The following is a 12,088-nucleotide window of genomic DNA, read 5'->3' on the forward strand; positions in this document are numbered from 1 at the left end:
CACCAAAAGCTGATTGATGCCCTCCCATAAACCCATCTTTCGCCAAGCATAGAAATAGCCGCGCACCGTCGACACCGGAGGGAAATCACCCGGCAGCATCCGCCATGAGCAACCGCTTGATGCGATATAGAGGATCGCCTCCACGACCGAGCGCATCTTCGTCGTTCGGCAGCGGCCTCCACGCTTGGCCGGTGGGATCAATGGTTCGATTAGCGCCCATTCCCGGTCCGTCAAATCACTTGGAAAACGAAGCGCGTCTCGGTTATGCTCACGCCGAGCGATAGCAGTCCAGGTCATCGGAAACCCCATTTTGATTTAGCACCAAAAGGGAATCACAACCTGCTGTTATCGCTCAACTACTTTTAAATCAGATGGGGTGATTGGGGTCTGCGCCGCGGGTGTGGCTGCTCCCTTGAGGATGTTAGAACGTGGTCCGTGTTGATCGGCCACAAGCATCGAAAGGAAGCAGCCATGAACTACTATGCCGGAATGGATGTGTCTTTGGAAGAAACATCGATCTGTATTGTCGATGAGGCGGGCCGGATCGTGAAGGAGGTACGGGCGGCCAGTGAGCCGCAGGCATTGATCGCAGCAATTGAGGATATTGGTTTGCCAATGGAGCGTATCGGCCTTGAAGCCTGCTCGCTGACGGCCTGGCTGCATGACGGGTTGCGGGGCGCGGGACTGGTGGCCGTCTGCATCGAGACGCGCCAAGCCAATGCAGCGATGAAGACGATGCCCAACAAGACCGATCGCAATGATGCGCGCGCCTTGGCACAGATCATGCGCACCGGCTGGTTCCGGCAGGTGCATGTCAAGAGCCGCCAATGCCGGCTGTGGCGCTCGCTTCTGGTCGCGCGCCGGACGGTGATGAACGAGATGCGCTCGATCGAGAATGTGGTGCGGGCCGTTCTGCGGGAGGGTGGCATCAAGCTTGGAACGCCGAGCCGGGCAGACTTTGCGGGCAAGGCCCGACAGATGGCGGCCGGCGATCCACTGGTGATGGCGCTCGTCGAGCCGCTTTTGGCCGTGCTTGCCACGATGCTGGAGCAGTTTACCCACCTGACGAAACAGGTGCTCGACGTTGCCAAAGATGAGATGACATGCCGCCGGCTGATGAGCGTGCCGGGCGTCGGACCGATCACTGCGCTTTCCTTCCGTGCCACCATCGACCGCGCCGATCGCTTCCGTCGGTCACGCGATGTCGGTGCCCATCTCGGTCTAACGCCGTCGCGCTATCAATCCGGCGAGACCGACATCCAGGGCCGGATCAGCCGATGTGGTGACGAAATCGCTCGAACTGCACTCTATGAAGCAGCCCATTCGTTGCTTGTGCGGTCGAAAAAATGGTCGAGCCTCAGGGCCTGGGGCATGGGCATTGCCAAGCGCCGCGGCATGGCGCGGGCACGCGTCGCAGTCGCCCGCAAACTTGCCGTAATCCTGCATCGCATGTGGTGCGACGGCTCCGAATTCCGTTTCGGCAAGCAGCCGGGTATCAACATCGACCTCGCTGCAGCTTGAGGACGAACAACCGGAAAGGAAAAGGCTTAACAGCAAGCTCTGCCTGAAAGGGCAAATCGGATCGTTCCCGTGGGGACGATGGGCAAGGTGATCTCGTTAAGAGTCCCGAACCTGAGGGCGAAACCCTCAAGGTCGTGAAACAGATTGGGACACCTTGTCTTCCTGACCCCATCATGCGGCGGCCACGCGCCGACCGCGGAGAGAAGCGAGTGACCTGCGGGGCGGTATGATCCGAAATTTAAATCGGGAGCAGCTTGACTTCAACGACCCCAATCAGAGAGGGCTCTTAGAAGCGAGGAAGCCGGATCGGTGCTTTCACAACGCCTGTTCGGCGCAGCTTGCGCTGAGCCGCCGCGTATCAAATCTCGATGAGCAGGCGCCCATTCTCGACCTTGGCCGGATAACAGCGCAGATTTTCACAAGCCGGAGGCGTCTCAACCTCACCTGTCGTGAAATCGAAAATGGATGAATGCTTCGGACAGGAAACGGTGTTCTCGACGACGAGGCCATCGGCGAGATGAATGCTTTCATGAGTGCAAAGGCCGTCCGTGCAGAAATACTGGTTTTCGTGATTGCGATACACGGCAAACGTCTTCTTGCCGTGATCGAACCGGATGACTTCTTCGGCATCAATGTCGGCCGCGGCGCAGGCATCAACCCATGGCATAGGCATTCCTTTCAATTTGCGTGATGTTTTCCCAGGTGCGGTGCTCAGGCCTCAATGGAAGCCTCAAGGTCCGCCATCGTTTCGCCGCCAGCCATGAGATCGGTGATTTGTTCCCTGCTCCTCTCTCCCTTGCGGAAGTCGGCCGCGATGGCCCCTCGGATCAGCACGGCGAAGTGGTCGCCGACGGCCATCGCATGGGTCACCTGATGGGTGATGAACACGACCGCCAAGCCCTTGCGCTTGGCCTGGTTCACGATCCTGAGCACATGTGCGGCCTGTTTGACTCCGAGCGCCGCGGTGGGTTCGTCCAGGATCAGAACCCGAGCGCCAAAGTAAACCGCGCGTGCGATGGCGAGGGACTGGCGCTCGCCGCCCGACAAGCCTCCGATCAACCGGTCGCCGTCGTCGATGCGCGTGATGCCGAAGTCCTGAATTGCCTTGATGGCGATCGCGTTAGCCTTCTTGCGATCGAACATCTTGAAAGGCCCCCAGCCCTTCGTCGGTTCGACACCGACGAAGAACGAACGGCCAATGCTCATGAGGGGAAAGGTTCCCCCAAATTGGTGAACTGTTGCGATCCCGCGCTCCGCGGCGTCCTTGGGACCCGTGAAGTGAACCTCGGTGCCGTCCATCAGGATTTTGCCCTTACTGGGCTTATGCACCCCGGCGAGCGTCTTGATCAGCGTGGATTTGCCCGCGCCGTTGTCGCCCAGAAGACAGAGCACCTCCCCCTGATGAACCTTCAGGGAGATGTCGTTGAGCACGTCGATCGGCCCGAAGGACTTGTCGACGTTCTGCAATTCAAGAACCGGAGTTCTGTCAGCCATGGTCATTTCCCCGTACGTTCCCTGCAAGAGCCAAAGTTTCAGGCCCCGGCATGTTCGATATGAATTTCGCCAGATTCCTGCGTTCAAGCCTCACGCCTTTTTCCGCGAACGGATGAAACCGAGCGCCACTTTCCTGAAATGCTCGTTCATGCCCACCGCGACCAGGAGCATCACGCCGATGATGAGGTTTGACCAGTTCCGGTCGATGTGGGTGAAGTAGATGCCCTGGCTGACGACGGCAAAGGTCAGGGTACCGAAGACGATGCCCGTGACCGAACCAAATCCTCCGGTGAGGAGCACGCCCCCGACGACCACGCTTACGATCGCGTTGAAAATGAAGCTCATGCCACCCGAGACTTGGGCCGAATTGAATAGGATGGCCTGGCATATCCCGACGAAAGAGGCGCAGGTCGCCGAAAGGACAAACAGGATGATCGTCAGTCGCTTCGTCGGAATACCAGCATTCCGCGCGCTTTCCTTGTCGCCGCCCATCGCGAAAATCCAGTTGCCGAATGGCGAGACATGCAACACCAAGGCGAAGATTACGGCGATCGCGATCCACCAGAGAATGATCACCTGGTGGCTGCCGCCGATCAGTTGCCCGAAGACGAACTTGGCCCAATCCGGCGCTTGCAGCGCGACGCTTGCATTGCCCGTCAGGAGAACCGACGCGCTCAAGACAATGCCCTGCGTGGCCACGAGCGTGCCAAGCGTTATGATCAGGGAAGGAACGCTTGTTCGGACCGCGAGGATGCCGTTGACCAGGCCAACCGCAACGCCGACGCCCAGAGCACCGAGGATTCCGACGGCGATCGGCAAACCGTAATAGCCCGAGAGGATTGCCGTCGTCATCGACCCCACCGGAATCAGCGCCCCGATGGAGATGTCGATCTCTCCCGCGATCATCAGCATGCCGACCGGAATTGCGACGATTCCGAGGTTGGCCGCGAAGTTTATCCAGCTCGCGGCCTTCAACATCGTGCCGAGATCGGCTCCGCCAAAAACAACGAAGAATGCGACCACGACGACGAGGCTGACAATTGACCCGGTTTCCGGCCGCCGCAAAAGCTGTCCGAGTTCAAGGTTCATTGTCAGACCTCACGCTTTTCTCTTCGACGAGAGGCCGAGCGCCATCCGTCGGAAGACGTCATTGGTGAGAACCGCGACCAGCAGCAGCGCGCCAATGATGACGCTGCCGAAATTCGGATCGATCCCCGTGAAATAGATACCCTGATTGACGATCGCGAAGGTGACTGTGCCGAACACAATCCCCACGATCGAGCCGAAGCCCCCGGTCAGCAACACGCCGCCGATGACCACACACATGATCGAGTTGAAGACGAAGGACTGTCCGGCGAGCACCTGTGCGCTTTGGTAGACCTCGACCTCGCTCACCCCGACGAACGCGGCGGAAAAACCGCTCAACATGAAGAGACCAATCTTGAGCTTCGTCGTCGGGATGCCCGCGTTTCTAGCGCTGACGGCATCTCCGCCGACGGCGAATATCCAGTTTCCGATCGGCGAGATGTGCAATAGGTAAAAGAGAACGGCTGCAAACAGAACCCACCAAAGAATCGTGACCTGGTACATGCCGCCGATGTACTGGCCCAGCATCGCCTTGGTGATGTTGTCGGGCACGACCGACACCCCCGTGGACCCGGCTATCGCGACGGTCAGCCCCAAAGTAAGTCCCATGACGCCAAACATCGTTCCGATCGTGATGATGAGCGACGAGATCGTGGTTCGCGTGACAAGGTAGCCGTTGACGAAGCCCACCAGGAGACCGACCGCAAGCGCTGCCGCGATGCCAAGGAACTGCGGCGCGCCGTAGTACCCGGAAATGATGGCCACCGTCAGCGAAGATGCGGGGATCACCGACCCTACCGAGATGTCGAGTTCTCCCGCGATCATGAGAATGCCGATGGGAAGCGCGATAATCCCGATTTCGGAGGCGACGCTCAACCAGCCGCCAAAGCCGGCGGACGACAGGAAGAGCTTTCCTCCAGCGATAGAGAAGAAGACAAAAACCGCGACCATGCCGAGAAAGGAGGCACTCTCGGGTCGCCTCGTCAGCGTACTCAGCCTGGAGCCGAACCGCGTGTTGACGGAAGGCGTGGCTTCAATGGCAGGCGTGCTGTGCGTGATCATGGTCGGTCCAAAAGCTCGATGGGGTCGTCGCCCCCGCTTGCGGCATGCGCGAGGTATTGGTCGCCCGGCCGCAAGACCGGACGACCATCGATATCCCTCAGCGCGTACCTGCGTCCACGCCCGAGAGCGTCGCCTCGACATTGGTCTTGTCGATGATCCCGGGACCAGTGAGGATTTCCCTGGTCGGGATGGTCAGGCCGTAGTTCACGTAAGCGTTCAGGATCGAGACCGCCATGTAGCCCTGATGATAGCCCTGCTGGTCGATCGCGCAGGCCTGCTTCCCGTCCTTGATGTTCGTGAGGATCGTCTTGTCGAAGTTGATGCCGCAAACGGAGACCTTGTCCGTCAGTCCGCCCTGCGTGATTCCGGTCACGGCCGAATTCGCGTCGACATTACCGATCGTGAAGACGGCGTCGATTTCGGGATGCTGGAGAAGATAGGCCTTCACGGCCTGCGCGACAGCCGTCGCCGAGCCGAAGGACGTCGCGGGCAGCGGCAGCACGTCCGCCTTTCCGCCGTTCTTGGTCTCGCCCTCCTTGAAGCCCTTGCAGTAGGCTTCGATGTTGGCGGCACCAGGCAGCGTGTTGATACAGAGGCCATTCTTCTTGCCAAGCTTCGCGAGGTATTCGCCGCCCGCGACGCCGCCCTTGTAATCGTCGGAGCCGACATAGTTCATCGCGCCGAGATTGTCGGCCGCCTTGAGACCACCGGCATTGTAGATGATCAAGGGAATCTTCGCCGCGACGACAGCCTTGAACGCGGGGTCCATCGCGTCGGGGACCCAGTCCGGTCCGACGATCGCGTCGGCCTTCTGGTCAATCGCCTGGCGGAGTGAGTTCGGCGGCATCCACGCCGAGATTGTCGTAGTTCTGGGGACCGAGCCAGGTCACCGAGCCGCCCTCGGCTTGAACAACCTTGCCCGCGTCCTCAGCGCCGCGCTTGACGATCGACCAGAACGGGTCGTCGGGTTTGCCGCCGATCACGAAAATCTTCGCCCCTGCGGCGTATGAGGTTGATGCGCCGATCAACAGAATCGCGGTGGCCGCAAGCAGTCTGGTAAGTCTCATGTCAGGTTTCCTCCCTGCTGGTGTTCGCCGCCCCTCGGGCGGCCTTTGATGAAGCCTCGTCTCAGTCCGGATGCCCTCCACGACGGACCGGAGCCGAAATTCTCGAATTCGGTGATTTTTCTGCCGCGGCCTCGCCCGCCTTGCGGGCGTTCATGCGTTCCTTCTTCTTGCGGAAGCGTTCCTTCATCCGCTCGTCGGCGACTTTGGTGCCGTCGTGCCAAGTGCCGAACCACTTATCGAGGGGAATGACGCCATCGCCGCCGTAATTAACCTCGAAATACTTGTGGTGCAGGTAGTGGGTGTACGCGTGGCTGTCCATTCCGCGCTCATCGGTGACTTCAAGCTTGTCGAAACCGATATGTCCGACGATGGCCCCATAGGCGGTGCTCGTGAGCTGGAACAGCGCGACGAACGGGTTGGACGGGATGATCAGATGCCACATCATCTCGGCGAAAAAGAAGATGGATTCGACAGGGTGCATCGACATCGAGGACCAGGGACTTGGGTTCACCGAGTTGTGGTGGATCGAGTGAATCCATTTGTAGAGCACGCCCTGGTGAAGCAGCCAATGACCGCAGTAGAAGTGCACTTCGTGCAGCGCGGGAGCCAAGAAGATCAGGAGCGCCAGCCAGAGCCAATGGCTTTCCGGGCTTAGCCAGATGCCGTATCCGTTCGCGAACGCCCAGAACGTCACGCTTTCGACGACGGTCCAGATCGGGATGGAGACGAAGAAAGTGCGCAGGAAATTGTCGATGTTCTGGCTCTTGAACCAGAAGATGTCCGATGGCTGTTCGCTTGGGAACTTGCCGTTGAATTTGAAGCGGGTGCCCTGTTTGCGCTTTGCGTAATAAAACAGCTCGATCGAGCCGTAGAGGAGAAAGATGCCGAGCGCGTTGACGGCATAGAACCGGAGGACCCAGTCCCATGACAGGGTTTTCATCCGCTCCCAGCTCGGCAGGACGAAGTACCAGTAGGCAAGGGTCACGGCCATGAAAACAGTGTTATAGGGCCAGATGTAGCCCACGAGCCATCTTCCCAATTGACCGAATTTCCCCGTCCAGAACGGCGCGATTTCAAGGGGATCGGCAGGTGCCCAGTTGCCTCGCTTGTCGCGGGTCCCGAACTTCAGGTCATCCATTTTTCGCCTCCGCTTAGAAAAGCCGGCTTCGAACTCGGTCAAATGTTCTTTACCATTGACAAATCACACCTCATAGAGCTTTCATATTTACTGAGGCATTTCCCTTCTTTCACTTCATTTTTTGCGCTGCACAAATGAAGGATTCCTTCAGAGGAGCTGTTATGGCGCACCGGGCGMCAATTCAGGACCTTGCCAAGGCCGCGGGCGTGAGCGTCTCCACGATCGACCGGATAATGAACGGGCGATCCCAGGTCCGAGGGGCGACCGCGCGGCGTGTGTTGGACGCGGCGGAGGAGTTGGAGTTCTATGCGTTGCCAACCCTTCGCGAGCGCCTTCAGACCGAGAAGCCGTCGATCAAATTGGGCTTCCTCCTTCAGCAATCGCATCGCACCTTCTACAGATCGATAGCCGAGGCGCTCCGGCAAGCCGCCGCAGGCTATCCCGAGCCGATCGAGCTAATCATCGAGCACATGGACGACCTCTCGCCAGAAGCTGTTGCGAGCCGCATAGTCCAGGTCGGCGAAAAGGTGCATGCGCTCGCCGTGGTGTCCGCCGAACACGCCCGTATCGCGCACGCGATCGAAATGCTCAGCCAGAAGGGCATCCCGACTTACGGCCTGATCTCGGAGCTTTCGGCCTCATGCGGCGTGGGATACATCGGGCTGGACAACTGGAAAGTGGGAAGGACGGCGGCGTGGGCGGTAACCGGCCTCTGCAAACGGCCGGGCCGGGTTGGCATCCTTGTAGGCAATCATCGTTATCGTTGTCAGGAAATGAACGAATCCGGATTCAGGTCCTACTGCCGCGAGCACGGAACGGACTTCACGCTTCTCGAGCCGGTCCAGACGTTCGAGGAAAAGTCGATCGCCAACGACGTCACCCATCAGTTGCTGCAGCGCGAGCCTGATCTCGTCGGGCTGTACATCTCCGGTGGCGGCATGGTCGGTGTTCTCGAAGCCCTGAAAGCCTCGGGCCGCGCCCGATCGATTGTCGCCGTCGGACACGAGGTGACCGACCACACGCGCATAGGCCTCATCGACTCCGATCTTTCGCTCGTCATCGCCCATCCCATCGCGAAATTGGCCTGGGAAGCAATCACCGGGATGGTTCAGGAACTCAAGGCTCAGTTGGCTCCCACGAAACGGACGATCGGGTTCGACTTGTACACTCCCGAAAACATATGACGACGCGCCGCGGTTCTCGACGCGAACTTGGTTCTAGCCGATCTCGGGCCGCTTGACGCCCATGGCACTACACGCGGCGGATGGTTCCGAATTGCGAGCTGTCGAGGATATTGCAGCCCCGGTGGGCGAGGTAGCGGTCACCCCGGCTACGATGCCGCGGGTGTACTTGCAGGTAAGGGTTAGAATGAAAGACTTCATGACAATCCTGTGGCGGTTGCGGTCAATCCCGCGGACGACGAGATGATGGGGGTTATCGTTCGTTCCGATGCTCGGCATCTGCGTGAAAATGACGTCCGCCGGTCCCGTATCCCACCAAACCGATCCGCATGATCGAGCCTTTCGTTCAAAATGGACGACGGACCGCCGTCAACCGCGTTGTAGGGTTTCGGTGACGCGGCCTGCCAGCCACGTCGAGCCGTCCTCGATCAGCCAAGGCCCCTTGTCTCGGTCGAACACCCGCGGATCGGGACCGATGATGCCATGCAACGGATGCGCCGGATCGTGCCTTGCCTCGCTGAAGCTGTCACTCTCGGGCATCGGGCCGCCGTCCATGGGCGGAAGCCGCGATAAATCGACCGTATCCGGCCAAAGCTCGTAGAGCATGGTCGTTTCGAAGATGGCCGCGTGATCCGGCGGAAGGGCCAGGCCGGGAATCTCGTTGATCGAGACGCCCAGGACCTGTAGGTCGCCGCCCCTCGCGTTCCATCGGTCCGCCAGCCGATGAACCATCTCGACCTGGGTGGGCGCGAAATGCCCGGTGAACAGCACGACAAGCCTGAAACCGAATGCCGCCAGGCGCTTGAACGAGAATTCAACCATCGCCGAAATCTCGGCGTCGGTTTCCATCATGATGGTGAACGGGTAGCCGCCGTGGCCGCCGCCCGTGCCGTAGTAAAGGGGCGGCATCACGACACCATCGGTCTTCGCCGCGGTCGCCAGGCACATGCCGTGGGCGGTCAGGCTGTCCAATCCGATCGGCAGATGTTCGCCGTGCCACTCATAGGTGCCGAGGGGCAGATAGGCGACCGGTGCCCTTGCGTGTTGATTTCCACTGAGAACTGACCCGGCATTTCCACCGAGATTTGACCCGCCTTTTATGTATGTTTCTGGTCTGTGTTCGTGGTCAAGGTCTTGGTCTTCTCCTTTGCTTTTTTGGGTTCCTGGGCGGAGCTGTTCTTGAAGCGGAAGCTGTCGTTTCCGGTTTCGAGGATGTGGCAATGGTGCGTGAGGCGGTCGAGCAGTGCCGTTGTCATCTTGGCGTCACCGAAAACGCTGGCCCATTCACTGAAGCTGAGGTTGGTGGTGATGATGACGCTGGTGCGCTCGTAGAGTTTGCTCAGCAGGTGGAAGAGCAATGCTCCGCCTGACGCACTGAATGGCAGATATCCAAGCTCATCAAGGATGACGAGATCGGAATGGACAAGTCGGTTGGCGATCTGCCCGGAACGCCCCTGTGCCTTCTCCTGCTCGAGCGCGTTGACCAGCTCGACGGTGGAGAAGAACCGGACCCGTTTGTGATGGTACTCGATGGCCTGGATACCAAGGGCCGTGGCGACATGGGTCTTGCCTGTGCCCGGTCCGCCGACGAGCACGATGTTGTTGGCCTCGTCGATGAACTCGCAGCGATGGAGCTGCCGCACAAGTGCCTCGTTGATCTCGCTGCTGGCGAAGTCGAAGCCGTTGAGATCGCGATAGGCCGGAAAGCGGGCTATCTTGAGCTGATAGGCAGTTGATCTGACCTCCCGCTCAGCCGTTTCCGCCTTGAGCAACTGCGACAAAATCGGAATGGCGGCCTCAAAAGCCGGCGATCCCTGTTCTGTGAGTTCGCCGACGGCCTGGGCCATGCCGTGCATCTTCAGGCTCCTGAGCATGATGACGATGGCTCCACTGGCTGGATTATGACGCATGGCGCACCTCCGTCTTTCTCAGAGTGTCGTAGCGTTCGACATTGGCCTTCGGTTCGTTGGTGAGCGTCAATGCCTGGGGCGCGTCGATTGTCGGTGGCGTGGCGGATTTGCCATCGACCAGGCGGTGGAGCAGGTTCAGGACATGGGTCTTGGTCGGAACACCGGACTTCAACGCCATATCGACGGCCGACAACACGGCTTGCTCGTCGTGCTGCAGCACAAGCGCCAGGATATCGACCATCTCGCGATCACCGCCCAGCTTCTTGAGCAGATGCTGTTGCAGCGTCCGGAAGGCTTCGGGCAGTTCCGTGAACGGTGCACCATTGCGAAGAGCACCGGGCTTGCGCTGAACGACCGCCAGATAATGTCGCCAATCGTAGACCGTCTGTCCCGGGCCATCATGCGATCGACTGATGATGCGTTGGTGCTCGCAAACGATCAGGCCTTCTGCCGCCACAACGACACGATCCGGATAGACCCTGAGGCTGACAGGACGATTGGCGAAAGATGCCGGAACGCTGTAGCGATTACGATCGAAATGCACGAGGCAGGTCGGGGAAACCCGCTTGGTGTGTTCGACAAAGCCATCGAAGAGACGCGACGCCGGCATCAGTGTCCGTGCTTCCTCAGCCCAGAGATCGGCGATGGTACCGCGCATCTTTCCATGTGCGGTCTGCTGCCAAATCTCCCTGCATCGAAGCTCCAGCCAATCGTTCAGGGCTTCCAGTGACGGAAAGCGTGGGACCGGTTGAAAGAACCGGTGACGCGCGTCTTGCACGTTCTTCTCGACCTGACCCTTCTCCCAGCCAGATGCCGGGTTGCAGAATTCCGGTTCGTAAAGGTAGTGGCTGGCCATTGCCATGAAGCGGATGTTGACGTCCCGTTCCTTGCCGCGTCCGATCTTGTCGATCGCCGTGCGCATGTTGTCGTAGATGCCGCGCCGGGGAACGCCGCCAAAGACACGGAATGCATGATTGTGGGCGTCGAACAGCATCTCGTGGGTCTGCAGCAGATAGGCCCGGACGATGAAAGCCCTGGAGTAGCTGAGCTTGGTATGAGCCACCTGCAGCTTGGTGCGTTCATTGCCGATGATCGCCCAATCTTCCGACCAGTCGAACTGGAACGCCTCGCCTGGATCAAACGCAAGCGGCACGAATGTCCCACGTCCTGTCGTTTGCAGTTCCCTCTGCAGATCAGCCTTCCATTCCCGAGCGAAGGAGGCAACACGATTGTAGGAACCCTGATAACCAAGGCTCACCAGCTCAGCATGCAACTGTTTTGCGGTTCGCTTCTGCTTTCGCGGCTTCTTGGCTTCCGTCCTCAGCCAAGCCGACAGTCTATCCGCAAACGGATCGAGCTTGCTGGGCCGCTCCGGAACCTTGAACTTCGGCTCCCCGCCGTCAACACGCAGATATTTGCGGATGGTGTTCCGGGACAGGCCGGTCCTGCGGCCAATCTCCCGGATCGATAAATGCTCTCGAAAATGCCAGCGTCGGATCACGCTCAATAACGCCATGTCGATCACTCCGTAGCCCTCGCTGAAAACACGCAGGGCAAGGTTCAAACATGGGTCAATTCTCAGTGGAAATATTACGTCAAACTGGGTCAGTTCTCAGTGGCACTCAACAG

11 protein-coding genes and 1 pseudogene are annotated in these 12,088 nt (G+C 59.3%); 2 read left to right on the top strand and 10 right to left on the bottom strand.

What is annotated here, in order from left to right; all coding sequences use genetic code 11:
* A partial coding sequence (locus tag AC1D06_RS39460; protein ID WP_477990977.1) for a transposase occupies positions 1 to 297 on the bottom strand: 297 nt, incomplete at its 3' end.
* A gap of 174 nt (positions 298 to 471) precedes the next feature.
* On the opposite strand from AC1D06_RS39460, the gene AC1D06_RS39465 reads away from it, so the two are divergent.
* Positions 472 to 1,521: an IS110 family RNA-guided transposase gene (locus AC1D06_RS39465; protein WP_477990978.1), complete on the top strand. Its 1,050-nt coding sequence runs from the start codon at positions 472 to 474 to the stop codon at positions 1,519 to 1,521.
* Positions 1,522 to 1,879: 358 nt separating this feature from the next.
* On the opposite strand, the gene AC1D06_RS39470 is transcribed toward AC1D06_RS39465, so the two are convergent.
* The 6 genes and pseudogenes from AC1D06_RS39470 to AC1D06_RS39495 all read right to left on the bottom strand — a co-directional run bounded on the left by AC1D06_RS39470 (position 1,880) and on the right by AC1D06_RS39495 (position 7,368).
* Positions 1,880 to 2,188, bottom strand: coding sequence for a MocE family 2Fe-2S type ferredoxin (locus AC1D06_RS39470; protein WP_477990979.1), 309 nt, complete (start codon positions 2,186 to 2,188; stop codon positions 1,880 to 1,882).
* A gap of 44 nt (positions 2,189 to 2,232) precedes the next feature.
* Positions 2,233 to 3,015, bottom strand: coding sequence for an ATP-binding cassette domain-containing protein (locus AC1D06_RS39475; protein WP_477990980.1), 783 nt, complete (start codon positions 3,013 to 3,015; stop codon positions 2,233 to 2,235).
* A gap of 90 nt (positions 3,016 to 3,105) precedes the next feature.
* Positions 3,106 to 4,104 (bottom strand): ABC transporter permease, encoded by a 999-nt coding sequence (locus AC1D06_RS39480; RefSeq protein ID WP_477990981.1) that lies wholly within the window; start codon positions 4,102 to 4,104, stop codon positions 3,106 to 3,108.
* Positions 4,105 to 4,113: 9 nt separating this feature from the next.
* Positions 4,114 to 5,052 carry an ABC transporter permease gene (locus AC1D06_RS39485; RefSeq protein ID WP_477990986.1) on the bottom strand — a complete coding sequence of 313 codons (939 nt, stop codon included), beginning with the start codon at positions 5,050 to 5,052 and terminating at the stop codon, positions 4,114 to 4,116.
* Positions 5,053 to 5,260: 208 nt separating this feature from the next.
* Positions 5,261 to 6,230: pseudogene (locus AC1D06_RS39490) on the bottom strand (sugar ABC transporter substrate-binding protein).
* Positions 6,231 to 6,291: 61 nt separating this feature from the next.
* On the bottom strand, positions 6,292 to 7,368 hold the full coding sequence (locus AC1D06_RS39495; RefSeq protein ID WP_477990982.1) for a sterol desaturase family protein: 1,077 nt from the start codon (positions 7,366 to 7,368) through the stop codon (positions 6,292 to 6,294).
* 161 nt (positions 7,369 to 7,529) lie between these two features.
* Between AC1D06_RS39495 and AC1D06_RS39500 the strand changes: the two genes are divergently transcribed.
* Positions 7,530 to 8,552 carry a LacI family DNA-binding transcriptional regulator gene (locus tag AC1D06_RS39500; RefSeq protein ID WP_477990983.1) on the top strand — a complete coding sequence of 341 codons (1,023 nt, stop codon included), beginning with the start codon at positions 7,530 to 7,532 and terminating at the stop codon, positions 8,550 to 8,552.
* Positions 8,553 to 8,918: 366 nt separating this feature from the next.
* On the opposite strand, the gene AC1D06_RS39505 is transcribed toward AC1D06_RS39500, so the two are convergent.
* From AC1D06_RS39505 to istA, 3 genes are read right to left on the bottom strand one after another with little or no spacing between them, the layout of a single operon-like run.
* Entirely contained in the window at positions 8,919 to 9,650 is a 732-nt protein-coding gene (locus AC1D06_RS39505) for a creatininase family protein (RefSeq protein WP_477990987.1), read from the bottom strand.
* Positions 9,647 to 10,459, bottom strand: a complete 813-nt coding sequence (gene istB, locus AC1D06_RS39510; protein WP_477990984.1) for an IS21-like element helper ATPase IstB — start codon at positions 10,457 to 10,459, stop codon at positions 9,647 to 9,649. The genes AC1D06_RS39505 and istB overlap by 4 nt, the downstream gene beginning before the upstream one ends.
* On the bottom strand, positions 10,449 to 11,975 hold the full coding sequence (gene istA, locus AC1D06_RS39515) for an IS21 family transposase (RefSeq protein ID WP_477990985.1): 1,527 nt from the start codon (positions 11,973 to 11,975) through the stop codon (positions 10,449 to 10,451). Before istA ends, istB begins: the two co-directional genes overlap by 11 nt.
* Between the last annotated feature and the right edge of the window lie 113 nt (positions 11,976 to 12,088).

The sequence above is a fragment of the Rhizobium sp. P2_G2 genome (assembly GCF_056403555.1).